General features: G+C 59.9%; 21 protein-coding genes. 7 read left to right on the plus strand and 14 right to left on the minus strand.

The annotated features are described in order from the left end of the window. Positions 1 to 73 precede the first annotated feature (73 nt). The 3 genes from AR456_RS01340 to AR456_RS01350 all read right to left on the minus strand — a co-directional run bounded on the left by AR456_RS01340 (position 74) and on the right by AR456_RS01350 (position 3,612). Positions 74 to 1,249, minus strand: coding sequence for an acetyl-CoA C-acetyltransferase (locus AR456_RS01340; RefSeq protein WP_021819074.1), 1,176 nt, complete (start codon positions 1,247 to 1,249; stop codon positions 74 to 76). Positions 1,250 to 1,438: 189 nt separating this feature from the next. Continuing rightward, a complete protein-coding gene (locus AR456_RS01345) occupies positions 1,439 to 2,140 on the minus strand; it encodes an HAD-IA family hydrolase (protein ID WP_035588526.1) in 702 nt (233 codons plus the stop codon). A gap of 95 nt (positions 2,141 to 2,235) precedes the next feature. Next, positions 2,236 to 3,612 (minus strand): nicotinate phosphoribosyltransferase, encoded by a 1,377-nt coding sequence (locus AR456_RS01350; protein WP_021819072.1) that lies wholly within the window; start codon positions 3,610 to 3,612, stop codon positions 2,236 to 2,238. 304 nt (positions 3,613 to 3,916) lie between these two features. Between AR456_RS01350 and AR456_RS01355 the strand changes: the two genes are divergently transcribed. Beyond that, on the plus strand, positions 3,917 to 4,654 hold the full coding sequence (locus AR456_RS01355) for an NUDIX hydrolase (protein WP_021819071.1): 738 nt from the start codon (positions 3,917 to 3,919) through the stop codon (positions 4,652 to 4,654). A gap of 33 nt (positions 4,655 to 4,687) precedes the next feature. On the opposite strand, the gene AR456_RS01360 is transcribed toward AR456_RS01355, so the two are convergent. From AR456_RS01360 to AR456_RS01375, 4 genes are all read right to left on the minus strand, one after another. Continuing rightward, positions 4,688 to 5,671 carry a 2-hydroxyacid dehydrogenase gene (locus tag AR456_RS01360; protein WP_021819070.1) on the minus strand — a complete coding sequence of 328 codons (984 nt, stop codon included), beginning with the start codon at positions 5,669 to 5,671 and terminating at the stop codon, positions 4,688 to 4,690. A 119-nt stretch (positions 5,672 to 5,790) separates the two neighbouring features. Next, positions 5,791 to 6,768 (minus strand): sugar kinase, encoded by a 978-nt coding sequence (locus tag AR456_RS01365; RefSeq protein ID WP_021819069.1) that lies wholly within the window; start codon positions 6,766 to 6,768, stop codon positions 5,791 to 5,793. After that, entirely contained in the window at positions 6,765 to 7,817 is a 1,053-nt protein-coding gene (locus AR456_RS01370) for a LacI family DNA-binding transcriptional regulator (protein ID WP_021819068.1), read from the minus strand. The genes AR456_RS01365 and AR456_RS01370 overlap by 4 nt, the downstream gene beginning before the upstream one ends. A gap of 162 nt (positions 7,818 to 7,979) precedes the next feature. Continuing rightward, entirely contained in the window at positions 7,980 to 8,672 is a 693-nt protein-coding gene (locus tag AR456_RS01375; RefSeq protein WP_021819067.1) for an HAD family hydrolase, read from the minus strand. Between the two features lie 401 nt (positions 8,673 to 9,073). Here AR456_RS01375 and AR456_RS01380 point away from each other — a divergent pair, with 401 nt between their 5' ends. After that, a complete protein-coding gene (locus tag AR456_RS01380) occupies positions 9,074 to 10,600 on the plus strand; it encodes a hypothetical protein (RefSeq protein WP_021819066.1) in 1,527 nt (508 codons plus the stop codon). Between the two features lie 24 nt (positions 10,601 to 10,624). On the opposite strand, the gene AR456_RS01385 is transcribed toward AR456_RS01380, so the two are convergent. Further along, positions 10,625 to 11,956 carry an SGNH/GDSL hydrolase family protein gene (locus tag AR456_RS01385; protein WP_155829265.1) on the minus strand — a complete coding sequence of 444 codons (1,332 nt, stop codon included), beginning with the start codon at positions 11,954 to 11,956 and terminating at the stop codon, positions 10,625 to 10,627. Positions 11,957 to 12,064: 108 nt separating this feature from the next. Here AR456_RS01385 and AR456_RS01390 point away from each other — a divergent pair, with 108 nt between their 5' ends. Further along, positions 12,065 to 12,997 carry a LysR family transcriptional regulator gene (locus AR456_RS01390; RefSeq protein ID WP_021819064.1) on the plus strand — a complete coding sequence of 311 codons (933 nt, stop codon included), beginning with the start codon at positions 12,065 to 12,067 and terminating at the stop codon, positions 12,995 to 12,997. Positions 12,998 to 13,090: 93 nt separating this feature from the next. Here AR456_RS01390 and fba read toward each other — a convergent pair whose 3' ends face one another. The 5 genes from fba to AR456_RS01415 all read right to left on the minus strand — a co-directional run bounded on the left by fba (position 13,091) and on the right by AR456_RS01415 (position 17,703). Then, positions 13,091 to 14,155 carry a class II fructose-bisphosphate aldolase gene (gene fba / locus AR456_RS01395; protein ID WP_021819063.1) on the minus strand — a complete coding sequence of 355 codons (1,065 nt, stop codon included), beginning with the start codon at positions 14,153 to 14,155 and terminating at the stop codon, positions 13,091 to 13,093. A gap of 108 nt (positions 14,156 to 14,263) precedes the next feature. Beyond that, positions 14,264 to 15,430: a phosphoglycerate kinase gene (locus AR456_RS01400; RefSeq protein ID WP_021819062.1), complete on the minus strand. Its 1,167-nt coding sequence runs from the start codon at positions 15,428 to 15,430 to the stop codon at positions 14,264 to 14,266. 57 nt (positions 15,431 to 15,487) lie between these two features. Continuing rightward, the gene (locus AR456_RS01405) at positions 15,488 to 16,504 is read right to left on the minus strand and encodes a type I glyceraldehyde-3-phosphate dehydrogenase (protein ID WP_021819061.1); all 1,017 of its coding nucleotides are present in this window, start codon (positions 16,502 to 16,504) and stop codon (positions 15,488 to 15,490) included. A 126-nt stretch (positions 16,505 to 16,630) separates the two neighbouring features. Continuing rightward, the gene (locus AR456_RS01410) at positions 16,631 to 17,338 is read right to left on the minus strand and encodes an LrgB family protein (RefSeq protein WP_021819060.1); all 708 of its coding nucleotides are present in this window, start codon (positions 17,336 to 17,338) and stop codon (positions 16,631 to 16,633) included. Further along, entirely contained in the window at positions 17,335 to 17,703 is a 369-nt protein-coding gene (locus AR456_RS01415; protein WP_021819059.1) for a CidA/LrgA family protein, read from the minus strand. Before AR456_RS01415 ends, AR456_RS01410 begins: the two co-directional genes overlap by 4 nt. Positions 17,704 to 17,918: 215 nt before the next feature. On the opposite strand from AR456_RS01415, the gene AR456_RS01420 reads away from it, so the two are divergent. Beyond that, positions 17,919 to 18,971: a class I fructose-bisphosphate aldolase gene (locus tag AR456_RS01420; RefSeq protein ID WP_021819058.1), complete on the plus strand. Its 1,053-nt coding sequence runs from the start codon at positions 17,919 to 17,921 to the stop codon at positions 18,969 to 18,971. A gap of 155 nt (positions 18,972 to 19,126) precedes the next feature. On the opposite strand, the gene tkt is transcribed toward AR456_RS01420, so the two are convergent. After that, a complete protein-coding gene (tkt, locus tag AR456_RS01425; RefSeq protein WP_056932989.1) occupies positions 19,127 to 21,130 on the minus strand; it encodes a transketolase in 2,004 nt (667 codons plus the stop codon). 270 nt (positions 21,131 to 21,400) lie between these two features. On the opposite strand from tkt, the gene metK reads away from it, so the two are divergent. The 3 genes from metK (at position 21,401) to ahcY (ending at position 26,175) form a co-directional block, all read left to right on the plus strand. Then, positions 21,401 to 22,621, plus strand: a complete 1,221-nt coding sequence (metK, locus tag AR456_RS01430) for a methionine adenosyltransferase (protein WP_021819056.1) — start codon at positions 21,401 to 21,403, stop codon at positions 22,619 to 22,621. A 208-nt stretch (positions 22,622 to 22,829) separates the two neighbouring features. Next, the gene (gene ligB, locus AR456_RS01435) at positions 22,830 to 24,698 is read left to right on the plus strand and encodes an NAD-dependent DNA ligase LigB (protein ID WP_236995529.1); all 1,869 of its coding nucleotides are present in this window, start codon (positions 22,830 to 22,832) and stop codon (positions 24,696 to 24,698) included. Positions 24,699 to 24,810: 112 nt separating this feature from the next. Then, entirely contained in the window at positions 24,811 to 26,175 is a 1,365-nt protein-coding gene (gene ahcY, locus AR456_RS01440; protein WP_031207871.1) for an adenosylhomocysteinase, read from the plus strand. The last annotated feature ends 8 nt before the right edge of the window (positions 26,176 to 26,183 follow it).

Consider the following 26,183-nt stretch of genomic DNA (forward strand, 5'->3'; position numbering starts at 1 on the left):
GGTTCTGAAAAGAAAACCCGCGCCATTCGGCGCGGGTTCGGTGTTGCCTTCCTTCAGTACGTTCGAGTGTTGATCAGCGCTCGATTGCCAGTGCCACACCTTGACCACCACCGATACACAGCGTCGCCAGGCCTTTCTTCGCATCGCGGCGGATCATTTCATGGAGCAGGCTGACGAAGATACGACAGCCGGAAGCACCGATCGGGTGGCCAAGGGCGATGGCGCCGCCATTGACGTTGATCTTCTCGACATCCCAACCGAGTTCCTTGTTGACCGCCAGCGCCTGGGCGGCAAAGGCTTCATTGGCCTCGATCAGGTCGAGATCATCGATGCTCCAGCCGGCCTTCTCCAGGCAACGACGTGTAGCCGGTGCCGGGCCAATGCCCATGATCGCCGGATCGACACCCGCGTTGGCGTAGGCCTTGATGCGTGCCAATGGCTCCAGACCCAGCTCCTTCGCTTTCTCGGCAGAGCACAGCATGACGACTGCAGCGCCATCATTGATCGAAGAGGCGTTGCCGGCCGTTACGGAACCGTCCTTCTTGAAGGCCGGGCGCATGGTACCGAGTTTGTCGGCGCTGACTTCGCGGGGGTTCTCGTCGGTATCAAAGACGACCGGGTCCCCTTTACGCTGAGGGATCTCGATGGGAACGATCTGACCCTTGAAACGACCTTCCTTGATTGCGGCAGCGGCCTTCTGCTGGGAAGCTGCGGCGAAGGCATCCATCTCCTCTCGGGTAATGCCGTATTTCTCGGCCAGATTCTCGGCAGTGATACCCATGTGATAGTTGTTGAAAGAGTCCCACAGGCCATCATGGATCATGGTATCGATGGCCTTCCAGTCACCCATGCGCTGGCCGTTGCGTGAGTTGGGCAACACGTGCGGGGACAGTGACATGTTTTCCTGACCACCGGCGATGATCAGGTCAGCATCGCCGAGGATGATGGCCTGAGCAGCCAGGTGCAGGGCCTTGAGGCCGGAACCACATACCTTGTTGATGGTCATGGCAGGAACCGTATCAGGCAGCCCAGCCTTGATGACGGCCTGACGGGCGGGGTTCTGGCCGGTTCCCGCAGTCAACACCTGTCCGAGCAATACTTCATCAACCTGCTCCGGAGCGACTCCGGTCTGGGTCATCACGTCCTTGATTACAGCGGCGCCAAGGTCGCTGGCCGGAACGCCGGCAAGCGAGCCACCGAAGGAACCTACTGCGGTACGGCGGGCGGCAACAATCACCACTTCTTGCATGGAGAGTCTCCTGAAAATTAGGGGCCTGTCACGTCAGAATAGGGAGCATTGTGCAGTGCGGCAACCCCCCGAAACGTCGATCAGGCGGGGGTATCAGTATAGCGGCTTCGGGCAACTACAAGCGGCACTTGACGAAAAATGCATAGTTTTCCGATGCTTCTCGCCCGCTGAACCCCGGCGACTGCCCGGCTAGAGGATGGCGTCAGATAGCGTAATGGACAGTTTTTCAGCCATCTGCGGGATGAGCTCGGCCAGTTGCTGGGCATGAGTGATGCCGATAGCGCCATCCGGCGTACTTTCCTGATCGGCAAAATGGTTGAGATGGATAACCTGCATTCCGGCCTCGAGTCCGGCCTGGACACCCACCGCGGCATCATCGATGACCACACAGCGTTCGGCGGGATAGCCCATGGCTTCGGCAGCCGCCAGATAGAGCCCGGGATCGGGTTTCCATACCTGCAGTTCATACGCACTGAACAGATTTTCACCGAAATGGTGGGCCAGTCCTGTGGCAGCCATGGCGCACCGGATCTTGGCCAGCGGGCCGTTGGAGACAACGGACTTGGGGAAGTCTCTGAGCGTGGCCAGTGCCTCTGGTATCCCGGCTATAGGCTGTAGCTCGGCGGTCATGCGTTGTTCCATGCGCTGACGCATCAACGCTTCCAACTCACTGCGCCTGGCATCCGTGAGGGGCGTCACGCGCTGCTCGATGGTCAGTACGATATCGAGAAAGCGCACACCTCGGAATTCTTCCATGTATTGCTGTGCGGAGAACGGAAGGCCGAACTCAGGAAGCGTTTCCCCCATCACCTCGGCGAGCAGGATTTCGCTGTCGACAAGGGTTCCGTCGGAATCAAACAGCAGACACAGGGGCGCAGTGATTTCGGGCATGAGGACCTCGACTCGATAGTGATGGTTGGCAGAGACGCTGCCCCAGTGTAGCGGAGATCGCATGGTCTGAGGCGGCTTCTTGCAGGTTGGAGGTATCAATGCCCGGCGGCGCGCTGACGAATCTCCTCGAGGCTCCACTCCCTGGTGACTCGGCCGTTGCGGAATACGGTTACCAGAGCGTTGGAGCGCCCGTCGAGTTCATCCTCGCGCACTGTTCGATAGCCCTGGTCGTCATCGACAAGGGCAAGGCGTCCGCGTTTGGAGCGCTTGCCGGGGGCGGTCACCGGATCCTTGTAGACGTCTCGCCACTGTTCATCAACGCAGATCGCCGAAGCCTTCATGGCGAATTCATGGGTGTCTCGATGGACCTTCTGCATCAGAGCGCCACCCATGCCGAAGGTGATATTGTCGGCACTCAGTTCGCGTTCCTTCATGGCAGCGAGGATCGCTGCGATGGATTGGGCATTGATACCATCACCCTGAATCAGACGAATGCAGTCTGGTAGTACTCGATACCCCTTGCTGTTGGTGCGATATCCGAAGCGAGCCATCAGGCGTTCGATGGCTTCCGGTACCACCTCGACCGGCTCGCCGGAATCCGGGCGCACCACCAGTGTGCCACCGGATGTTTCAATACGTGACTTCAGCTCATCGCCCCACAGGTTGTCGATCGCATTCCACAGGTCCCAGGAATCACTCACTACCGCCAGTATGCGCCCGTCGCCGGAGAACTGGTCGAGCATATTGGTGTAGGCGGCGAGCTCGCCATCCCGCCCCCAACTGGTGATGGTGCTGTGCTCAGCCGCGGGAATGGAAAAGCCCGCCATGTCGGCGGAATAGTAGCGGCGTGCCGCAAGAATGCCGGATAGGGTATCGGTGCCCATGAAGTTGACCAGGTGAGCGGCACCACCCAGCGCAGCACTTTCCTCGGAGCTGGCACCGCGCGCACCGAAGTCATGCAGTTTGAAAGCCAGATTGTCCGTGGTGTCGGAGGTTTGTTCCAGGTAACGCTGGATGATATCGCGGCAGGAGCGGGAGACAGTGGCCACGCTGGTGGGGTACCACACTGCTCGCAGTAGTCCGGTCTCGACATAGCTGGTCAGCCAGGCGCACGCTGGATCGGTGTTCATTACCTGCACCAGGACGTTGCCGGTGGCGATGATCGAGCCTTCGGGCACCGCCTGGATCTCCAGCGGTAGATAGCCGTCATGAGTCTGTAGAATATATTCCCAGCCCTCGCGATTGAACGGCACACCATGGGCCTGGCAAACGGCCTCGGCTTCATCGATGTCTGTCGCGCTGATGGGGTGGCAGAGGTATTCCTTGAGAAAGGCCTGAAGGCCGAAGAACAGCGTTGTCGGATGCGCACCACCACGAGACTCGATATAGCTGGAGACATACTGGGTCCCGGCGGGGTACTGCAGAAAATGCGAGACCTTGTAGGAGTCGGTGTTCAGAATCAGATTACGCATGACGGAGCCCCTCCAGTCATAAGGCGCGGATATTGGTCTATCCCGCTAACGCGCCGGATGTGGCAGCGATGAAACCCATCGCTTGAGTTTAATATAGTGGCTGATAGCCAATAAATAAACCACAATCGTTTCGAGTCATGTGTCGGGTGCCATTTCCCGCCATTCTGCGTTCCTCGATCCGTGGTGCAGCGCTATACGTCAGGTAGGCATGGTCGTTACCGGCGATGGACTCATTGTCAGCGAAATAGACACGGCTTATTGTTGGCATATAGCCACTAATGGTAATGGCACAAGGAAGTCTCCGATGTCTGAATGGCAATCCGAAGCTGAATATCTCGAACAGTATGACGCCCGCCGCTATGACTGGCCGCTGGTTAGCGTCGATGTGGTTATCTTTACCTTGTATGAGTCACGCTTGCAGGTATTGCTGATAAAGCGAGGAGAGTTTCCTCACCGGGGACGCTGGGCCTTGCCGGGAGGCTTCATCGCCATGGATGAGGATGGTGATCTACAGGCAACAGCTCGTCGCAAGTTGCGGGAAAAGACTGGGGTCGAGGCGCCGTTGCTGGAACAAGTGGGAAGCCAGGGCAATGACTGTCGCGACCCTCGCGGCTGGTCGGTGACGGTACTGTACATGGCACTGATTGCCTGGGCGCCGACAGCAGAGTTCCTCGAAGGCGTCGATGATGCGCGTTGGTGGCCGGTAGAGAAGGTCGCCGACCTGGAGATGGCCTTTGACCATGCATCCTTGATCGAGGAGGCACGGGAGCGCCTGAAGAACAAGACGGCCTATACGGTACTGCCCGTGCATGTGCTGAGGCGTCCCTTTACCCTCACTCAGTTGCAGCACGCCTTCGAATTGCTGATGGATACGCAGCTGGAGAAGAAATCCTTCCGGCGGCGGATTCTCAATGCCGAAGTGCTCGAAGAAACCGGAGAGGCGCTGCTGGAAGGCGGCCGAGGCCGTCCAGCCGCCCTCTATGCTCCAGCGCGGGGCTCGGAAAGGCACCTTTTCGCTAGAGTGTTTGGTGAGTCTGCCTGAGCCGAGCGGGCCATCACCGTGTATTCACCATGCTCAGCTCGTCTGCGCGAGCACTTCGCCATTGACCGGACTGATCGGCTGCTCACCATTCAGTGCCATTCGGATGTTGTCGATGGCACGTTGCGCCATGGCGGTGCGTGTCTCATGTGTTGCGGAACCGATATGCGGCAAGGCGACGACATTGGACATCTGTGTCAGTGGTGAGTCAGCAGGAAGCGGTTCGGTTTCGAACACGTCAAGGCCAGCAGCATGCAGGGTGCCATCCTGCAGCGCCTGGATCATGGCGGCTTCATCGACCACCTTGCCGCGTGCCACATTGACGAAGATCGCTTCGGGCTTCATGCGCGCGAACTGTTCGGCACCGATCAACTTCTCGGTCTGCGCCGATAGGGGCACGGTGACACAGACGATATCAGACTGCTCAAGTAGCGCATCCAACTCCAGTCGTTGAGCTCCCAGCGACTGCTCCAGCTCCGGTTTGGGGGACGCCATGCTGTAGAGAATCTTCATATTGAAGCCCAGAGCACCACGCCTGGCGATGGCCGCACCGATCCGTCCCATACCGATCATGCCCAGCGTCTTGCCATGCACGTCGGAGCCGAACAGCTCCTTGCCGACGTTCTGGGTCCAACGCCCCTGGCGAACCATTTCCGCCAGCTCGGTGGCGCGCCGCGCGGTACACATGATCAACAGGAAGCCAGTGTCGGCGGTTGTTTCGGTAAGCACATCCGGTGTGTTGCACAGTAGAATGCCACGTCGAGTCAGTTCCGCGACCGGGTAGTTGTCATAGCCGACGGAAATACTGGCAATCGCCTCTAGCTGTGGTGCCTTGTCAAGGAGCTCGGGGGTCACCTTGAGGCTGGCGCCGACCAGACCATGTGCCTGTGACAGGACTTCCAGCACTTCGGGATCATCGAAGCCGGTGATATGCGGCAGGTAGTCGACCTGGAACTCGGAGCGCAGTGCGGCGAGTTGGTCGTCGTTGATCTCACGGAATACCAGAATACGCTTTGTCATGACGGATCTCGTTGTTGGTGGCTGCCGAGCATGGCCGTGGGGCATTCAGGATGGCCCATCGAGTCAGAAGGAGGATCGCTCAGTCGGTTGTTTGTCATACATAGTACAGAAACGTTCTATCACATCCGGGAAGCGGCTTCGAGCTGTTGCAGTCGTTCCCTGCTGGGTAATCCTTCCATATCGCCGATGACCTGTACCTGCTCGGCGCCGACCAGATTGGCGCGCATCAAGGCCTCTCGTGGCCCTAGTCCATCGAGCATCGCGCTGACGAAGCCTACTGCAAAGCCGTCACCGGCTCCCACGGTGTCGACCACTTCGGCGACGGGAATACCCTCGACGATGAAGCTTTCGTCGGTACCGGTCAGGATACCGCGGTAAAAGCTGCCCTCAGGGCCAAGCTTGATGACCACTGCCTCGGCACCCTGGTCGAGATAGAATCCAGCGATGTCCTGTGGCTGGTCATATCCGGTCAACAGGTGGCCTTCGCTCAAGCCCGGTAGCACCCAATTGGCATGCGCTGCCATGGCGTTGAGAGTGGTGCGCATCTCGTTTTCGCTAGCCCACAGAGTAGGGCGCAGGTTGGGGTCGAAAGACACGCTGGCGCCTTGCTTGCGGGCCTGCTGGATCAACTGCCGGGACAGTTCACGGCAACTGGCCGAGACCGCCGGTGGAATGCCGGTCGCATGCAGGTGGCGTAGTGCGGAGAAATCGACATTGCTGGCGTCGAACGATGACAGCTGGCTGGCGGCGCTGTTCTTGCGCATATACTCGACATACGGATCGGCACCACCTTCGGCACGCTCCTTGAACAGTAGTCCCGTGGGGTGCTCCGGGTCGGTGGTCAAATAGCGGCAATCGAGGCCCTCGGCCTCCAGCTTGTGGCGGAGGTAGCGGCCGGCACTGTCATTGCCGACTCGGCTCAACCAGCCGACGTGGAAGCCCAGCCGTGACAGGCCAATGGCAACATTGGTATCGGCGCCGGCGATACCCCGGGAAAAGTGCTCGATATCGGCGAGGTCGCCAGTCGTGCTGGCAACGAACATCGCCATGGCTTCGCCGAAGGAGAGAATTTCAGGTGCTTTGGGGGATGCAGTCATGGAAGTGTCTCGTGATGATGGGAGTCGAAAATGTCGGTTGGCTGAGTCGAGCCACGCGCGATCAGGTGAGGGATGAAGGATTGATAGCGAGGTTCGGTATTCCGTCTGGCCTGACGCGAGCGAAGACAGGCGATAGCCGCCTTGCCGATGGCATCGGTGGGCTGTGCCAGAGTGGTAATGCCGGGGTCGGTAAGTTCACACCAGTCCAGCTCATCAATACCAATGAGCCCGATATCGCCAGCATGCAGGCCAAGGGCGCGCATGCGCCGGAACACCGCTAGAGTCACCTGGCCATTGGCACACAGAATGGCAGGGCGCGACGGAGTATCAGCTGAGGAAATCACCTCCAGGGCAGTATCCAGTCTCCCTTGATCATCCAACTCGGTGGAGAGCACATCATTGGACAATTTCTGATCCCGGCAGCGCGCTTCGAAACGCTCCAGACGAGCTTTTCGGGAGCTTGCCTGGGCAGGAGGCTCCGTAACATAGAGCAGTCGTGAATAGCCCCGATCGAGCAAGTGATCAATGGCCATATCGATAGCGGCGACGTTGTCGAGACCGACTTCATCGACCTGTAGATCCGCAAGGCGGCGGTCCAGTAGCACCAGTGGCGGTCCATTGGTGGCGAACTGGCGTAGGGCGTCACTGTGTCGACCTGCAGCATTGACGATCAATCCTTCGATGCGCCACGAGGACATCAGGGCCAGCTGTTGCTGTTCCTGCTGTGGATCGTTGTCGCTGTTGCATACCAACAGTGATAGGCCGGCCTGACGACAAGCCTGTTCCACGCCATGCATGATCGCGACCGAAAACGGGTTGCGGATATCCGCCACCAGCATGCCGATCAGTCCGGAAGGGCCTCCCTTGAGTCCGCGTGCCAGAGGGTTGGGCTGATAGCCAAGTTGCTTCGCGGCTGCGAAGATGCGCTGCTGCATTGCGGCCGACAGGCGTTCACGCTCACCGCTGTAATAGCGTGACACGCTGGTCTTGGAAACGCCGGCAATGCGGGCGACCTCAAGGATGGTTGCGGGCCGAATGGATGAGGACATGGCTGGATTCCGTATTGAAACATACAATGGGAACGTTCCCATTGTATGTTCAGAATAAATCCAGGTCTCTCGACAGGCAAGTAACCAATGGCTAGACAAAAGTCTGGTTCGGCTATTCGAAACCGGGCCAGAGCCTCAGGGGGAGTAGCGGTGGCAGCGCTCTCAGGCGTGCGAAGCCTGCATGGCACTCTGGTGCTGGCGCTGAATGCGCGAGATGACCGTCGGTAGCTGGAACATGCTGGTGATCATGATGGCTCCCTCGGGAGTTTCCTCGGCATCCGGGAAACGGTTGAGGTGGATCACCGTCATGCCAGCGGCCAGCGCGGCTTGTACGCCGACAATGGCATCATCGATGGCGATGCAGTCTTCGGCCGCAAAGCCCATGATGCTGGCGGCATGCAGGTAAAGGCAGGGGTCCGGCTTCCAGCAGTTGGCGGTATAGCCACTGAAGATGCGGTTACCGAAGACCTCGGTCAGACCTACAGTGTTAAGCGAGGTACTGACCTTGTTCTCGGGGCCGTTGGACACTACGCCCATCGGGTAGTCGGTAAGCACCGCGAGGGCTTCGGTAGCACCATCGATTGGTGTCAGGTCTGTTGCAAGGCGTTGATTGAGGTTGGCGCGCATCACCGCCTCGAGTGTCTCGAGGTGGTCCGGGTCGACCCGACCATGTTGAGCCTCGAGGGCTGCCACGATGTTGCGGAAGCGAGCACCGCGAAAACCGCCCATGTAGTCCTCGGTTCGGAACGGCAGGCCTGCCGCCGTCAGGCTCGCAGCCATCTCGGCAGCCAGCAGGGGTTCACTATCGACGAGGGTTCCGTCGCAGTCGAAGAGCAGACATATAGGGCGAGTCATGGTGGACCTCGCAACAATGTAGTGGAGTTATCGAACAGTGTTGCATATTTATGTAGATTCTGCCCATGTTCAAGAGCGAAAACCACATTTTTTGAACAGTGTTTTTCAATTGTGCATCATCTGCACCTCAATGGTGCAGGCCACACTGTCCGGGGGCTGAGCCATGCATCAGACGTCTATCATCCAGATGTTCGTTCTATGACATGGTGATCTGGTGTCGGCAGATTTGTCGCCATTGATGAGGCATCATCTCGGCTCCACGAAATCTGCTGTGGTTGCATATTTCTGTCGAGCGGGAGAGGCTCAACTTACACATATCAGCGGAGTGGCTGCCATTGAGGTTCGTGAACTCGGAGCTGTGGCGTACATATGCTGTCGGGTGGCCAGGATGGAGAACCCGAGTGAGGCGCTGGTGGAGCCTGTTGCCACTATTGTCGTTACTGCTGATAAGTGGCTGTATGAATCTGGCGACGTGGCGCACGGTCCCGTCCCCTGGAGCTGCCGTATGTCTGTCCCGCATTGAGCTATTCGATGAGGTCGTGGCGGCTGCAGGTGTTGCGGACGCTGGCCATGCTCGTATTGAAGACTTTCCCTATCTGCGTGTCAGCCGCCTACTGGCGAGCTTCAACAGCACATTGCCGCAGGACCCATCTTCGGCCGCTTATGTCGATTGGTTGCGGCAGATGCGCGACCTCGACGCTGAGGCGCGACGCATTGAGGCGGCGAACCTTCCTGCTTCACAGCGCCAGTCACTGAGTCGGCAATTGGGGACCGATAGTCCTGCCGCTTCTCTCAACACCTGTGCGGAGTCATTGCTCGCAGAGGAACTGCTGGGAGCTGACGATAGTGTGGCGAGAGAGGCATTGGAGAACGCGGTGGAAGCGCCCGACCACTATCTCACTGCCTGGCGAATAATGGGGTTGTACCCGTTGACCAGCGTAGCGATAGCCGCGGGTTACGAAGGCTGGAAGACCGAGTATCTTGCTGACTTTGGTCAGCACTCCTCTGAGGCATCTGATGTCACCTGGTACGCGCCGTTTCCTGCGATTGATGATCGAGATGCTGACCGCGCTGCCCAGTGGGTACGTGACGCACCGCGAACACCGCTGGGATTGCTGGATATCAGTGGCGATGACCTGCTGCGTCTGGCGGGCTGGTATGCACCGCTCTTCGCGATTACCGCTCGCAATCATGATGACGCACTTGGAGGTCCCTACTGGCGAGCCGGTCCCGAAGGCCCGCTACCGGCGGTGGATACCAATCATCCTGTAGCGGATGTGCGCCTTGCCCACACCCGTTTCCATGGTCAGGTACTGCCACAGCTGGTCTATACGGTATGGTTTCCGGCGCGGACTCGCAGTGGAGCAACGGATATCCTCGGCGGCCGCCTGGACGGGCTGGTGTGGCGGGTAACCCTTGGCGAGGACGGCGGGCCACTGATTCATGACAGCATTCATCCCTGTGGCTGTTACCACCTGTTCTTTCCAGTACCCCCATTACAGCGTATCGAAGTACCCGCGGACCATGGCCTTGCCGAAGCGCCACTTTCGCCAGCGGCGGCCCCTTTGCTGACAGACGGGCAGCGTATGGCCCTTCATCTGGCAGCGACCAGTCACTTTCTTCACAACCTTACGGCAACCTCGACAGTACCGTCCGCGGCTATTCCCTATCGGCTACGGCTAGTGAATGAGGCCCCGGAATATGGGCGCCGCTCGCTGCCACTACCCGAAGGAGGGCGTCGCAGTCTCTACGATGATCAGGGGCTAGTGCCCGATACTGAGCGTCTTGAGCGCTTCCTGCTGTGGCCATCCGGTATTCGCAGTCCGGGGGCTATGCGCCAGTGGGGCACTCATGCCACGGTCTTTGTCGGACGGCGGCATTTTGACGATCCCTTCCTGTTCGAGAAGGCGTTTGCTCGCCCGCAGTGATGACTCACTGCAGGCTTGTGGTGGTCATTGAGATATCTCTTTCATCGCCGATGACTGATTCAACAGGGTCTCGCTCTCGAAGTCTGGCAATAGTGCTTCGAGGTCGACAGCTTCGGCCATTGCCCGGTTACCCGTGTCTCCGGGGTGGAGTCGGTCGCCCGAGTCGTAGAGTCGTGCGATACGTGTAGGGTTATCCGGCGCACGCAGGACGGCATCGAAGTCGATGACAGCATCGAAAGCGCCGCTATGACGAATCCAGTCGTTCGCCTGCTGACGCAAGGCTTCCTTGTCAGAGTTGTAGTAGTCGGAGAGCGGCGTGCCGGGCAGTGCACCTTCGAACGGTGTAAGTGTGGCGCCGGTGACATGCATACCACGGTTGTGGGCCTGTTCGATCAACTGGCGGTAGCCTGCTATCAGGGAATCGAGTGTGGGTGGTGAGGCGTCAGGTGCAAAGGCGGTGTCCGGCCAGCCAATGTCGTTGATACCCAGCATCACGATGACATTGCTTGCTCCCGGCTGTGCCAGTACATCGCGCTCGAAACGTGCCAACGCATTGACGCCCATGCCATCCGACAGCAGCCTTGCCCCGGAGATGCCTGCGTTGACCACTGCTACGCCATGTGGCGCAAGACGCGCGGCGAGAAAGTCAGGCCAGCGGCTGTCGTTGTCCAGGCTGGCCGTGGCTCCGTCGGTGATCGAGTCGCCGATGGCTACTACGACACGCGCGGCCTGGTCGGTTTCCACCTGAATTCCTGTCAAAAGAAGCCGGGCCGTGGTGGTTTGTGCAGAGTCATCTGCCATCTGGAACTCGGCCGCTGTGGTCTGATCGCCGGGCACGATCCAGCCAGTCTGGCGTCCGTCCCAGTGGAAGGTGTGTATTGGCGTTACATTCGGTAGATACAAGCTCACGCTTACCTGTGCCAACGCCGCTACCGCCAGGTCCACTGGATCACTGATCAGTGAAGCTCCCGGAAGAACTGTTGCAGCCTGTTGTCCACCGAAAGTCACGGTGCTCAGGCTGGTGCTGATGACAGCACCGTCCTGCTGCGGCAGTGCGACAGTGGCCTTGCCCACGGTAAGTGGCTGGGTTCCGTAGGCATTGGACAGTACGATACGTAGGCGCTGCCCCCCCAGGCTGAGGCGTGCCACCTGGCGCACCGTCTGATTGTGTAACGAGGTCGGGATATGGGTGGGGAACAGGAAATCTTCTTCCCAGACTGGCTGTGGACTGGCTTGCCAGGTCGCGACCCACTCAGGTGTGGTAGTCGCCGCTGATGCAGAAGGTATGGCGGCACCCGTCACGAGGGCTATGGTCAGCAGCATGGTGGCGAAAAGGGAGAGGGTGGATCTGTTCATGGCAATGAACTCCTTGAGATCGATGCACAGATCATGAGCCCAGCGAGCATGTTGGAATAGACTGACCACTGGCACATCATTTGTGAATTGAAATCACAAGGAGTGAGCATGACCCGCCTGTCAGTCAACCGGTCCGGTGAGTTGGAGGTGTTCGTACGCGTTATCGAGCAGGGCGGTTTCTCGGCTGCCGCCCGTGTCTGTGGCATGACACCTTCTGCTGTCAGCAAGCTGGTCACGCGTCTGGAGCTGCGCCTGGGGACACGGTTGGTGAATCGTTCTACCCGTCAGCTCCAGCTTACGGCGGAAGGCTGCGCATTCTATGAGCATGGCGTACGCATCCTCGCGGATCTGGAAGAGGCTGAGCGCTGTGTCAGTGAACGTACGGACCCTCGTGGTCGACTGCGAGTGAATGCCAATGTCCCCTTTGGGTACCACTTCCTGTTGCCATTGGTCCCCGAGTTTCTGGAGCGCTATCCCGCTGTGACATTGGACATCGTACTGACGGATGAAGTCAGCGATATCCTTGAGCAGCGCATCGACGTTGCTGTACGCGCTGGCCCATTGAAAAGCTCGAGTCTGGTGGCACGCAAACTGGGTGCCACGCGTATGGTGATTGTTGGTGCACCTGACTACCTGGCGCGTACTGGCGTACCGTCCACGCCGGAGGAGCTGCATGGCCATAATCTTGTGGGCGAAAACTACCCGCGTAGGCATGCGGGTTGGCCGTTGCGAGACAGCGGTGAAGATATCGTGATGCCGGTAACCGGTAATGCGCAGGCCAGTGATGGCGAGGCACTGCGTCGCCTGGTGCTGGCAGGAGTGGGACTGGCACGTCTGGCCGCGTTCCAGGTAAGCGAAGATATCGCAGCCGGCAGGTTGCAAGCGGTGCTCGAAGCGTACAACCCGGGAGATACCGAGGAAGTGCATGCTGTGTATGTTGGGCAGGGCGGCCACCTGCCGCAACGTGTGCGAGCTTTATTGGACTTTCTTGCCGACAGGATTGCTATCAGTCCAGAAGAGCTTCATTCGGTAGGAACTTGATGCAACAACAGCTCGATGCAACAACAGCGACACATGAAAACCCCCGGAACGACGTAGCGTTCCGGGGGCTCGGTCGATCATGGCAAGAGGTGCTTATCTGACTTTGGGAGCCAGCTCGCCTCGAGCATAACGCTCGAACATGCCTTCGAGGTTGATCGGCTTGATCCGGCTGGCGTTGCCGGCAGTGCCGAAGGCCTCATAACGGGCGATACAGACGTCCTTCATCGCCTGAGTCGTCAGCTTCAGGTACTTGCGCGGGTCGAACTCGGCCGGGTTTTCGGCGAGGAAACGACGCACTGCACCGGTAGACGCCAAGCGCAGGTCGGTGTCGATATTGACCTTGCGCACACCGTGCTTGATGCCTTCGACGATCTCTGCAACCGGCACGCCATAGGTTTCCGGGATGGCGCCACCGAACTCGTTGATCACCGCCAGCCACTCCTGAGGCACGCTGGATGAGCCGTGCATGACCAGGTGGGTGTCGGGGATGCGCTCATGGATTTCCTTGATGCGCTGGATCGACAGAGTGTCACCGGTAGGCGGACGGGTGAACTTGTAGGCGCCATGACTGGTACCGATGGCAATCGCCAGAGCATCGACATTGGTGGCCTTGACGAAGTCAGCGGCTTCTTCCGGATCGGTCAGCAACTGATCGTGATCCAGTTTACCTTCTGCACCGATGCCATCTTCCTCGCCAGCCATGCCGGTTTCGAGGCTACCCAGACAGCCCAGTTCGCCTTCCACGGAGACGCCACAGGCATGGGCCATCTCGACGGTACGGCGGGTGACATCAACGTTGTAGTCGTAGTCGGTGGGTGTCTTGCCATCCTCGCCCAATGAGCCATCCATCATCACCGATGAGAAGCCGAGCTGGATCGAGCGCTGACACACTGCCGGGCTGGTGCCGTGATCCTGGTGCATGACTACCGGGATATGCGGAAATTCCTCGACGGCGGCAAGAATCAGGTGGCGCAGGAAGGGCGCGCCGGCGTACTTGCGGGCACCCGCAGAGGCCTGCAGGATCACCGGAGAATCGGTGGCATCCGCTGCCTCCATGATGGCACGAACCTGCTCGAGGTTGTTGACGTTGAAGGCCGGAACGCCGTAGCCATATTCGGCGGCGTGGTCCAGCAGTTGGCGCATACTGACGAGTGCCATGAAAGTACCTTGTCTGGAAATGAAGTTGTGCTGGGTTGAGCTGAGTTGAATTGTACTGAATTGAATTGTACGGGGCACGGTCACCGGTGGGCGCCGTGCCTGGGGCGTTTATTGTGCTGCTGCGGCTTCGAGGGCCGCGACGGCGGGTAGTGTCTTGCCTTCGACATACTCGAGGAAGGCTCCGCCGCCGGTAGAGATATACGACACCTGATCGGCGATGGCGTACTTGTCGATCGCTGCCAGGGTGTCACCGCCGCCGGCAATCGAGAAGCCGGAGCTGGCGGCGATGGCTCGTGACAGAGCTTCGGTGCCGCCACCGAACTGATCGATCTCGAATACACCGACCGGGCCATTCCATAGAATGGTGCCGGCATTCTTGAGCATGTCGCCGAGACGAGCGGCGGTGTCCGGGCCGATGTCGAGGATCATCTCATCATCGGCGACCTGATCGACGGCCTTGACCACGGCTTCGGCAGACTCGGAAAATTCGGTGGCCACCACCACATCGGTAGGCAACGGAATCTCGACCTTGTCCATCAGTGCTCGAGCCTGTTCAACCAGCTCGGCTTCGTACAGCGACTTGCCGACATTGTGACCGGCGGCAGCGATGAAGGTATTGGCGATACCGCCACCCACGATCAGCTGGTCACATTTCTCGGACAGGGCGTTGAGCACTTCCAGCTTGGTCGAGACCTTGGAGCCACCGACGATGGCTGCCATCGGGCGCTTGGGAGTGGCGAGTGCCAGTTGCAGGGCTTCCAGTTCATTTGCCAGCAATGGGCCCGCGCAGGCAGTTGCCGCGAAGCGTGCTACACCATGGGTGGAGGCCTGGGCGCGGTGGGCGGTGCCGAAGGCATCCATCACGAAGATATCACAGAGCTCGGCATAGCGGCGCGCCAGCGCTTCATCGTCTTTCTTCTCGCCGACATTGAAGCGCACGTTCTCGAGCAGCACGACCTCGCCATCTTCCAACTGCGGGCTGTTGTCCAGGTAGTCGTTGACCAGACGTACCGGAGTATCGAGCAGTTTGCTCAGATGGGTGGCGACCGGTGCGAGGCTGAATTCGTCGGCAGGCGTGCCTTCGGTGGGGCGGCCCAGGTGGCTCATCAGCAACACTCTGGCACCGGCAGCGCGAGCCGCCTCTATGGTCGGCAGGCTGGCACGCAGGCGCGCATCGCTGGTGACCTGACCATTCTTGATGGGCACATTGAGATCCTCGCGGATCAGCACACGCTGCCCCTTGAGATCGAGATCGGTCATCTTGCGAACATTCATGATCGGCAGGTCCCTGTGTCTGTCAAACTAGTTGGAAAATCCGGCTGGCCTACCCAGTCAGGTATCCAGCGTTGCCATGCGGCGGGCAACATCCAGCATGCGATTGGCGAAGCCCCATTCGTTGTCGAACCAACACAGCAGTTTGATCAGGCGGCCACCGGCCACCCGAGTCTGGGTGGCGTCTACGATACCGGAGCGCGGGTCGTGGTTGAAGTCGACCGAGGCCATGGGTTCTTCGGTATAGCCGAGCAGGTTGGCCAGACGCGTCTGGCTTGCCTCGTGAAGCAGGCGATTGACTTCGGCAGCGTCGGTATCGCGCCGCACACAGATCGATAGGTCCATGGCTGAGACATTGATGGTCGGCACGCGCATGTGCAGGCACTGGAAACGTTCTGCCAGGTGTGGCATCAAGCGGTTGATGCCGCGTGCCAGGCTGGTGTCGACCGGCACAATGGAGTGCAGCGCCGAGCGCGTCAGACGCAGGTCGGTCTGATGATAGGCGTCGATCACCGGCTGGTCGTTCATCGCCGAGTGAATCGTAGTGGTCACACCGTGTTCGATACCCAATGCCTCATCGAGCACGGTCAGTACCGGGATCAAACAGTTGGTGGTACAGGATGCCGCCGAGACGATGCGAGCGTCGCTGCCGAGGCTTGCATCATTGATACCGGTGACGATAGTGGCATCGACATCGCTCTCGGCAGGCTGGGAAAACAGCAGGCGGCGCGCCCCGGATGCCAGGTGGCGTTCGGCAGTGGCACGATCCTTGAAGCTGCCCGAGCATTCCAGTACCAGATCGATACCCAGTTCTTCCCAGGGCAGGGCGTCGGGATCGGCTTCGGAGAGTATCCGGATCGGGCGTTGATTGATGATCAACTGGTGGTCAGCACTGCTGACCTCTCCCGGGAAACGCCCGTGAGTGGTGTCGTAGCGGGTCAGATAGGTAATGGTATCCAGCCCCGAGAGCTCATTGATTGCCACGACTTCAAGCTCAGGGTCGTTGCGCTCGATCAGGGCACGCAAGACACACTGGCCGATACGCCCGTAACCATTGATGGCGATACGTTGTGGCATGCAGTGATTCTCTCGTTTGAGGATGGATACAGGCGCAGAATTCTATCTCAACTCGGCTGCGACGTCGCCATGTCGGGACCCAGACCACAGGAGGTGTGTCTGGGCAGAGCGACATGGGTGGCGCATTCAAGCCGCTAGCTGCCAGGCGAGAGGAAGCATCAAAGCGGTCAACACACCGGTCAGCGTCATGCCCAGTGAAGCGAAGGCTCCGGCGGTAGGACCGATCTCGAAGGCGCGCACTGTACCGATGGCATGGCCGTTCACACCCAGTGCCAGTCCCAGTAGTCGCTCATCATCGATGCGCATCCAACGACCCAGCAGGGTGACAAAGGTGGTCGCGGCCACCCCGGTAATCAACAGGCTGCCCATCAGAATCGGAATCGACCCGCCCAGGGTAGAGGTAATTCCCATGGCGATAGGCGCCGTTACCGACTTGGGAGCCAGCGAAGCGAGCAGCACCGGAGGCGCTCCCAGCGCCCAGGCGATGGCGATGGCATACAGCGCTGCCAGCGCAGAGGCGATCGGTAGGCACACCAGCAACGGCCGCCACAGGGCTCGTACATGATGCATCTGCTGATACAGAGGCACCGCCAGGGCCACCGTGGCCGGGCCCAGTAACAGCATCAGCCAGTCGGCACCACGCTGATAGGCTGGCCAGGGAATATCCAGCAGCCACAACAGCAGGGCGACCAGTAACGAGGCGATCAGTACTGGCGGACACCAGCCCGGGCTGCCGACACGCTGGAAGAACCTGAGGCTCATCAGATAAGCGCCGATCGATAGGGCAATCGATAGTAGAGGGTGCTGCAACCAGCTGGCGAAGGCCTGGCTCATCGATCAGTCTCCGGGGGGGCGGTATTTCGCGGCAATAGGCGGCGCATCAGCCATAATGTACTGGCGACGCTCAGCAGAGTGCCGAGGGTCAGCGACATCAGCACTGCCAGCCAATGCGCCTCGATCTGGTCGAGCACCTGAAATACGCCGACTACTCCAGGCATGATCAGCATTGCCAGCATCATGATCAGCGGCTGTGAGGCACTGGCGATGGTGCCATGGACGCGACCTCGAGCAAGAAAGTACAGGGTCAGCAACACCAACCCCACGACACCGGGGGATAGCGGGAGGCCGCCCAGTTGAACGGCCAGGTCACCGGCCAGCCAGAATGCCGTCAGCCATAGGAATCCGTGCAGCAACTGCATGTTGTTGTCCCTGGTCAGGTGGTTTGGGTGTTTCCGTGTAGAGCCAGGCTGACTGAACATTCTGCAGCCTCAAGCAGTCAAGAGACGTTGCGACTCTCTTTGCAGTGCGTCATCCGCTACTCTGTGAAGATCAATTGCAATGCCAATGCATCTTTGCAAGGTTACTGTTTTCCAAGATTATCGTGTAACCCGCTGGAACCATAGGGAGATTAAGGATGAGTGATATCGCCAGTTGGCTGGGAGCCGAGGCCGAGGACCTGCTGACCCACGAGTGCCGGGGTGTACCGAGGGATCAACTGCACCTGCCTGGCGCTGACTTTGTCGACCGCGTGATGATGGATTCCGACCGCTCTCCAGCGGTATTGCGCAGCATGCAGTCGATGTTCAATCACGGTCGTCTGGGTGGTACCGGCTACCTGAGCATTCTGCCGGTCGATCAGGGTATCGAGCACTCCGCCGGGGCTTCCTTCGCTCCCAACCCCATCTACTTCGACCCGGCCAATATCTGTGAGCTGGCCGTCGAGGGTGGCTGTAATGCTGTCGCCTCGACGCTTGGTGTGCTGTCTTCAGTGTCGCGCCGCTATGCGCACCGTATTCCGATGATGCTGAAGATCAACCACAATGAAAGCCTGACCTATCCGGCGATGTACGACCAGACGCTGTTTGCTGAAGTCGATCAGGCATTCGATATGGGCTGCGTCGCAGTGGGAGCCACCATCTATTTCGGCTCGCCGGAAAGCCGCCGGCAGATCATGGAGATCAGCGCGGCCTTTGAACGCGCTCACGAGTTGGGGATGGTCACGGTGCTGTGGGCCTACCTACGCAACCCGGCCTTCAAGCATGAAGGCACCGACTATCATGTGGCCTCGGACTTGACCAGCCAGGCCGTGCATCTTGCCGCGACGCTCAAGGCGGACATCGTCAAGCAGAAGCTGCCGGAGAATAACGACGGTTATCGCACCATCGGCTTCGGCCACACCCACGATAAGGTCTATTCCGAATTGACCAGCGATCACCCCATTGATCTGGCGCGTTATCAGGTCGCCAACGCCTATATGGGCCGTGCCGGACTGATCAACTCCGGAGGGGCGTCCAGTGGCGAGGGCGACCTCGTACAAGCGGTGCGAACCGCGGTGATCAACAAGCGGGCCGGTGGCATGGGCCTGATCTCCGGGCGCAAGGCCTTCCAGAAGCCAATGCGCGATGGGGTTGAGCTGCTCAATGCCATCCAGGATGTTTATCTGGCGCCGGATGTCAGCATCGCCTGACGATAGCCCGTGCTAGCGTTTCAGGTGTTCCAGAACACAGATGTTCCATAACAACAAGGCCACGACGATTGCTCGCCGTGGCCTTGTTGTATGTGGCTGCAGTGCTGCGAACCAGACTCAGTGAGGCGTAGCTGGTCAGGTTCGCCTCAGTCATATCAACCCAGCAGTGCCTGGGCCTTTTCCACCACGTTGTCGACGGTAAAGCCGAAGTGCTTGAACAGGTCGCCGGCAGGCGCGGACTCGCCGTAGGTGGTCATGCCGACCACATCGCCGTCGAGACCGACGTACTTGTTCCAGAAGTCGCGATGACCGGCCTCGATGGCCAGACGGGCGCGAACGCCGCGTGGCAGCACAGAGTCACGGTAATCGGCATCCTGCTTGTCGAAGACATCGGTGGCCGGCATTGATACCACGCGCACCTGCTTGCCCTGTTCCGCCAGCTTCGCGGCGGCATCCATCGCCAGCCCGACTTCGGAGCCGGTGGCAATCAGGATCAGTTCCGGTGTGCCGTTCTCGTCCTTCAGGAAGTCCTTGAGCACATAACCACCACGCTGAATGTCGGCGACCTGTGCCTTGCTGCGCTGCTGGTGCGGCAGGCCCTGGCGCGACAGCACCAGTGCAGTGGGACCGGCGGAGCGCTTGATCGCATAGCCCCAGGCGGCGGCGGTCTCGACCGCATCGGCCGGACGCCAGGTGCTGAGGTTGGGCGTGGTACGCAGGCTGGTCAGCTGTTCGATCGGCTGATGGGTCGGTCCATCCTCGCCCAGGCCGATGGAATCGTGGGTGAACACATACACCGTCTGCTGGCCCATCAATGCCGCCATGCGCACGGCATTGCGCATGTATTCCATGAAGATCAGGAAGGTCGCGCCATAGGGCACGAAGCCACCATGCAGGGCGATACCGTTCATGATCGCCGCCATGCCGAACTCACGTACGCCGTAGTGCAGGTAGTTGCCGCTGGCGTCCTCGGTGGTGATGGCTTGCGCGCCATTCCAGAAGGTCAGGTTGGACGGTGCCAGGTCGGCGCTGCCGCCGAGCAGTTCCGGCAGTTGCGGTCCCAGCTCATTGAGGCAGTTGAGCGAGGCCTTGCGTGAGGCGATGCTCTCGCCTTTTTCCTGTGCAGCCTCGACCTGTGCGGCGCAGTTGAGCTCGCTGGGCAGGGTGCCGGCCTGACGGCGCAGGAATTCACGTGCCAGCTCCGGATGGGCCTGCTGGTAACGCTCGAAGCGTGCCTGCCAGTCGGCCTGCTGCCTGCCGCCACGTTCGCTGGCATCCCAGGCCTGGTAGAAGTCCTCGGGGATATGGAAGGGGGCATGCGGCCAATCGAGCTGCTCGCGAGCGGCGGCCACCTCGGCCTCGCCCAGTGCGGCCCCGTGGCACTCTTCCTTGCCCTGCTTGTTGGGCGCCCCGAAGCCGATGATGGTCTTGCAGATGATCAGCGTCGGGCGATCGTCCCGGGCACGCGCCATCTCGATGGCGGCCTTGATCTCGTCGGGCTTGTGACCGTCGACGGCGGGGACTACCTGCCAGCCATAGGCCTCGAAGCGTTTGGCGGTGTCGTCGGTGAACCAGCCCTCGACCTCGCCGTCGATGGAGATGCCATTGTCGTCGTAGAAGGCGATCAGCTTGCCGAGCTTCTGAGTGCCGGCCAGCGAGGCCACCTCGTGGGAGATGCCCTCCATCAGGCAGCCATCACCGAGGAAGCAGTAAGTGTAGTGATCGACGATGGTGTGGCCGGGACGGTTGAACTGGGCGCCGAGTGTGCGCTCGGCGATGGCCATGCCGACGGCATTGGCGAGGCCCTGGCCCAGCGGACCGGTGGTGGTCTCGATGCCGGGGGCATAACCGTACTCGGGATGCCCGGCGGTCTTCGCGTGCAGCTGTCGGAAGTTGGCGAGATCCTCGAGGCCCAGCTCGTAGCCACTGAGGTGGAGCAGGGAGTAGAGCAGCATCGAGCCGTGGCCGTTGGACAGCACGAAGCGATCGCGATCCGCCCATTTCGGGTCGGTCGGGTTGTGGACGAGATAGTCGTTCCACAGCACTTCGGCGATGTCGGCCATGCCCATGGGGGCGCCGGGGTGGCCGGAATTGGCCTTCTGGACAGCATCCATGGATAGGGCGCGAATGGCATTGGCCAGTTCGAAACGGGACGGCATTGAGGGCTCCTCGCCTGCGGCAAAGTGGCAATGGCTGACGCACGCCGTCGTAGCAATGGACGGAGTATACGTCGGGACATCTGGGCGCCGGATAGGGGTAGGCGGCGCTATCGGTAGAAGGGTATTGTCGCCGGAAATGCCTCTACCATCAAATTGACTGTAGGGCCCGTCGCTGGGCAGCGGCGCCGTGAAAGTGTAGAATCCCGCCCGGTCGAATTGTTGAATGCAAAGACCCGCCAGTCGTATAGCCTACCGAGGGTCGAGGACGCCATGAGCGAATACTCCCTGTTTACCTCCGAATCCGTGTCCGAGGGTCACCCGGACAAGATTGCCGATCAGATTTCCGATGCGGTGCTGGATGCTCTGATTGCGCGGGACAAGAATGCCCGCGTTGCCTGTGAAACGCTGGTCAAGACCGGGGTGGCCATCGTTGCCGGCGAAATTACCACCTCCGCGTGGGTGGACCTGGAAGACCTGGTGCGCAAGGTCATTCTGGATATCGGTTATACCTCTTCCGATGTCGGTTTCGACGGTGGAACCTGTGGTGTTCTGAATCTGATCGGTAAGCAGAGTCTCGAGATCGCCCAGGGAGTCGACCGTGAGAAGCCGGAAGACCAGGGGGCGGGTGATCAGGGCTTGATGTTCGGTTACGCGACCAACGAGACCGACTCCTTCATGCCTGCGCCGATCCATTACAGCCATCGGCTGGTCGAGCGGCAGGCGCAACTGCGTCGTAATGGCCTGCTGCCGTGGTTGCGCCCCGACGCCAAGAGCCAGTTGACCTTCCGCTATGACGAGGCCGGCAAGCCCTGCGCAGTGGAAGCCGTGGTGCTGTCGACCCAGCATGATCCGGATATCGATCAGCAGCAGTTACGCGAGATGGTCAAGCGCGAGATCATCGAGCAGGTGCTGCCGAAGGAGTGGTTGTCCGAGACCACCCAGTACCACATCAACCCGACTGGCAAGTTCGTGATTGGTGGCCCGGTGGGTGACTGCGGTCTGACTGGACGCAAGATCATCGTCGATACCTATGGCGGTATGGCGCGCCATGGTGGCGGGGCCTTCTCCGGCAAGGACCCGTCCAAGGTTGACCGTAGCGCGGCCTATGCCGGCCGCTATGTAGCCAAGAATATCGTGGCTGCCGGCCTCGCCGAGCGTTGCGAGATTCAGGTGTCCTACGCCATCGGCGTTGCCGAGCCAACTTCGGTTTCGGTCAATACCTTCGGTACCGGCAAGATCGAAGATGAGCGTATCGTGCATCTGGTGCGCGAGCATTTCGACCTGCGTCCCAACGCCATCACCCGCATGCTTGACCTGCTGCATCCCATGTATCAGTTGACTGCCGCCTACGGCCACTTCGGTCGTGAGCCTTTCGAAACCAGCTACAGCTGGACTGATACGCAAGGTCAATGTCATACCGAGACCTTCACCGCCTTCCCCTGGGAAAAGGTTGACCGCGCCGACGCGCTGCGCAAGGCCGCTGGTCTGTAATCTTTCCTTCAGGTAACCCGCAATGCCTCGTCGAGTGATCGGCGGGGCATTGTTGTTTCTGGGTCTCTATTGTTCTGGAACATCGATGCTTTGCCTGCTCGCTCTCTATTGTTGAAGTTCTCTACCCTGCCGCGCATTGATGTGCTCACGATATTTGTTCCTGGCTAGCATCAAGAATCAGGTACGTGCTGACGCCAGGGAGGGAATCATGCGCACCTGTAAATCCATGTGTATCTGTAAATCCATACGTGCTCGTTGGGCAATGACTCGAGTGATGGCTGCCAGGTGGTTGAGGGTGGCTTTATTGGTGGCGGCATTGTTGCTGATGGCGTTGTCGCTGATGGCATCGCCGCTGATGGCGTCGCCGGTGGCGGCCGCTTGTCCGCAATGGGCCAGTGAGCATGCTGAGAAGCAACTGACGGAACTCGGGCAGCGTTTGCAGGATTGGAACCTCGCCTATCGCCGCGATGGTTCATCGCCGGTCAGCGATGATATCTACGATCAGGCCCGGGCCGATTACCGGCAGTGGTCGAGCTGTTTTCCCGAGGTGGTCGACAGGCTGCCGAGCCCAAGGCTCGGGGCGATGTTGTTGCCGTCTCTATCCACAACGCTGAACCATCCCGTTGTCCACACGGGTTTGAACAAGGCGGCTACGGACGGTGAGGTTGCTGTCTGGTTGGCACGGCATGCACCGACCTGGGTGCAGCCCAAGGTCGATGGCGTTGCGGTAACCCTGGTCTACCGGCGGGGGCAGTTGGTGCAGTTGATCAGCCGGGGTGATGGGCGCACCGGACAGGATTGGACGCGCCATGCTGAGGTGATTGCTGCGGTACCACAGCAGCTGGATGTCAGTCGTTTCGATAACGCGAATGCTGAGCAGCTGGTGGTGCAGGGTGAGCTGTATCAGCGCCTTGCCGGTCATCGCCAGCAACAGGAGGGGACCGCTGGAGCTCGCTCCAGGGTTGCTGGCTGGATGGCGCGTGAACAGCTGACGCCAGATATCGGTCGGCAGATAGGGTTGTTTGCCTGGGGCTGGCCGACAGGGCCGGAGGCGATGGACGAGCGTCTGGCAGGGCTGGCTCAGTTGGGCTTCGAGGACGTCAGACGCTTCAGTGTACCGCTGGAGGGGTTTGCATCGGCGGCCCACTGGCGTCGACAGTGGTATACCTCGCCGTTGCCCTTCGCGACGGATGGTGTAGTGCTGCATGCCGCCACTCGGCCGAGTGGACGACACTGGTTGCCTCAGCCACCAGATTGGGCGCTGGCATGGAAGTACCCAGCACGCGAAGTCCTCGCTCAGGTTCGCGATATCGAGTTCAGCATTGGGCGTACCGGACGCATCACGCCGGTAGCGAAGCTTTATCCGGTGGAGGTGGATGGACGCACCTTGCGTCGCGTTGGTCTGGGCAGTCTCGACCACTGGAGAGCACTCGATCTGCTGCCGGGAGATCAGGCTATCATCGAGACTGCTGGATTGATCATTCCGCAAATCAAGAGCGTTGCCTGGCGTGGTGAGCCACGGTATAGCGTGCAAGCGCCGCTGGCCGAGGATTATCACCCGCTGAGTTGCTGGCATCCCGAGCCAGGCTGTGGTCAGCAGTTTCTGGCGCGCCTGGACTGGTTGAGCGGTGGTTCGGCGTTACAGCTGCGGGGGATTGGTCCCGCTACCTGGCGGAGGCTGGTCAATGCTGGCCTGGTCCAGGGGCTGCTCGACTGGCGCAAGCTGAATGCTGGTCAGCTTGCTCGATTGACCGGCGTGGGACAACAGCGAGCGCAGGCCATACTCATCAGTTTTGACGAGGCGCAACAGCGTAGTTTCGAGCAGTGGCTGATCGCACTGGGCGCGCCTCCGTTGCCGAACGGTCATGGACTAACAACCTGGTCAGCATTGCAACAGCGTAGTGCGGAGCAATGGAAGCGCTATCCGGGTGTTGGCGAGGTCACTGCCAAACGCTGGATGCAGTTTGTATCCGATCCCGAGGTTCAGACCTTGGCCGCTATACTGGCGGATGACGGTGTGGTCGGTTTTGCGCCCCCGACACATACCGGCTGCATGGAGTTCGAGCAGTGCCTATAGTGAGGTATGCATATCGACCAGCCAGGAGATAAGCATGACTTCGGTACCTCCGTCTCACTGCCACACTTCCCAGCTCACTGCAGTTGATCCTTCCTACGATGATTTCCGCGTCATGGATATGTCGCTGGCGGAGTGGGGCCGCCGCGAGATTCGCATCGCCGAGACCGAGATGCCGGCGCTGATGGCGATACGTGCGAGATATCGCGATGAACAGCCGCTCAAGGATGCGCGTATTGCCGGCTGCATTCACATGACCATTCAGACTGCGGTGTTGATCGAGACCCTGATTGATCTCGGCGCCTCGGTGCGTTGGTCGTCCTGCAATATCTTCTCGACCCAGGACCATGCGGCTGCGGCCATTGCCGCGGCACAGATTCCGGTATTTGCCTGGAAGGGTGAGAGCGAGGAGGAGTTCTGGTGGTGCATCGAGCAGACCATCGAGGGCCCGGATGGTTGGACCCCGAATCTGGTACTGGATGATGGTGGAGACCTGACCCTTGTGCTGCATGAACGTTACCCGCAGCTGCTGGCGGCGATTCACGGCATCAGCGAGGAAACCACCACCGGCGTGCACCGTCTGCTGGACATGGCACGCAGTGGCGAACTCAAGGTTCCGGCAATCAACGTCAATGATGCAGTGACCAAGTCCAAGAACGATAACCGCTATGGCTGCCGCCACAGCCTCAACGATGCCATCAAACGCGCCCTCGACCATCTGCTGGCAGGCAAGCAGGCATTGGTCATGGGCTATGGCGATGTCGGCAAGGGATCAGCAGCATCGTTGCGTCAGGAAGGCATGATTGTGCGGATAGCCGAAATTGATCCTATTTGCGCCATGCAGGCCTGCATGGATGGCTATGAAGTGGTCTCACCGCACCGCAACGGTATCAACCAGGGTGAGGCGAGCGTTGATCGGGATTTGCTGGGCAGGATCGACCTGGTGGTCACCGCCACCGGCAACGTCAGTGCCTGTGATGCCGCCATGCTGGAAGCGCTGAAGAATGGTGCGGTGGTTTGTAATATCGGCCACTTCGACAGTGAGATCGATACGGCGTTCATGCGCCGAGAGTGGCACTGGGAGGAGGTCAAGCCTCAGGTACATCGTGTCTACCGCGATATCGTACCGGGTGGTGACTTCGACCCCGCCAGCCGCAATGTCATCTACCTGCTCTCCGAGGGGCGTCTGGTCAATCTCGGCAACGCCACGGGGCATCCTTCGCGAGTCATGGACGGCTCCTTTGCCAATCAGGTACTGGCACAGATGCATCTCTACACCCAGCGCTTCGCCGATCTGCCACAGGAGCAGCGGTCCGCGGCGATCGCAGTAACGGTATTGCCCCGTCAACTGGATGAGGAAGTCGCCCGCTATATGGTCGAGGGGTTCGGTGGAGTCATTACTCAACTTACTGCAGAGCAGGCCGAATATTGCGGCGTGGCCCCGGAGGGGCCCTACAAGCCGGAGCATTATAGATACTGAAGCGGGCG

It is taken from the genome of Halomonas huangheensis, from assembly GCF_001431725.1.
GTDB classification, from domain to species: Bacteria; Pseudomonadota; Gammaproteobacteria; order Pseudomonadales; family Halomonadaceae; genus Halomonas; species Halomonas huangheensis.

What these genes read in the sequence shown, in the direction of transcription:
- AR456_RS01420 (WP_021819058.1), top strand. Translation starts at nt 17,919, where the DNA reads ATGAGTGATATCGCCAGTTGGCTGGGAGCCGAGGCCGAGGACCTGCTG.
- ligB (WP_236995529.1), top strand. Translation starts at nt 22,830, where the DNA reads ATGCGCACCTGTAAATCCATGTGTATCTGTAAATCCATACGTGCTCGT.
- AR456_RS01415 (WP_021819059.1), bottom strand. Translation starts at nt 17,703, where the DNA reads ATGCAGTTGCTGCACGGATTCCTATGGCTGACGGCATTCTGGCTGGCC.
- AR456_RS01355 (WP_021819071.1), top strand. Translation starts at nt 3,917, where the DNA reads ATGTCTGAATGGCAATCCGAAGCTGAATATCTCGAACAGTATGACGCC.
- fba (WP_021819063.1), bottom strand. Translation starts at nt 14,155, where the DNA reads ATGGCACTCGTCAGTATGCGCCAACTGCTGGACCACGCCGCCGAATAT.
- AR456_RS01405 (WP_021819061.1), bottom strand. Translation starts at nt 16,504, where the DNA reads ATGCCACAACGTATCGCCATCAATGGTTACGGGCGTATCGGCCAGTGT.
- AR456_RS01345 (WP_035588526.1), bottom strand. Translation starts at nt 2,140, where the DNA reads ATGCCCGAAATCACTGCGCCCCTGTGTCTGCTGTTTGATTCCGACGGA.
- AR456_RS01360 (WP_021819070.1), bottom strand. Translation starts at nt 5,671, where the DNA reads ATGACAAAGCGTATTCTGGTATTCCGTGAGATCAACGACGACCAACTC.
- AR456_RS01375 (WP_021819067.1), bottom strand. Translation starts at nt 8,672, where the DNA reads ATGACTCGCCCTATATGTCTGCTCTTCGACTGCGACGGAACCCTCGTC.
- AR456_RS01385 (WP_155829265.1), bottom strand. Translation starts at nt 11,956, where the DNA reads ATGAACAGATCCACCCTCTCCCTTTTCGCCACCATGCTGCTGACCATA.
- AR456_RS01350 (WP_021819072.1), bottom strand. Translation starts at nt 3,612, where the DNA reads ATGCGTAATCTGATTCTGAACACCGACTCCTACAAGGTCTCGCATTTT.
- tkt (WP_056932989.1), bottom strand. Translation starts at nt 21,130, where the DNA reads ATGCCGTCCCGTTTCGAACTGGCCAATGCCATTCGCGCCCTATCCATG.
- AR456_RS01410 (WP_021819060.1), bottom strand. Translation starts at nt 17,338, where the DNA reads ATGAGCCAGGCCTTCGCCAGCTGGTTGCAGCACCCTCTACTATCGATT.
- AR456_RS01370 (WP_021819068.1), bottom strand. Translation starts at nt 7,817, where the DNA reads ATGTCCTCATCCATTCGGCCCGCAACCATCCTTGAGGTCGCCCGCATT.
- AR456_RS01390 (WP_021819064.1), top strand. Translation starts at nt 12,065, where the DNA reads ATGACCCGCCTGTCAGTCAACCGGTCCGGTGAGTTGGAGGTGTTCGTA.
- metK (WP_021819056.1), top strand. Translation starts at nt 21,401, where the DNA reads ATGAGCGAATACTCCCTGTTTACCTCCGAATCCGTGTCCGAGGGTCAC.
- ahcY (WP_031207871.1), top strand. Translation starts at nt 24,811, where the DNA reads ATGGATATGTCGCTGGCGGAGTGGGGCCGCCGCGAGATTCGCATCGCC.
- AR456_RS01400 (WP_021819062.1), bottom strand. Translation starts at nt 15,430, where the DNA reads ATGAATGTTCGCAAGATGACCGATCTCGATCTCAAGGGGCAGCGTGTG.
- AR456_RS01365 (WP_021819069.1), bottom strand. Translation starts at nt 6,768, where the DNA reads ATGACTGCATCCCCCAAAGCACCTGAAATTCTCTCCTTCGGCGAAGCC.
- AR456_RS01340 (WP_021819074.1), bottom strand. Translation starts at nt 1,249, where the DNA reads ATGCAAGAAGTGGTGATTGTTGCCGCCCGCCGTACCGCAGTAGGTTCC.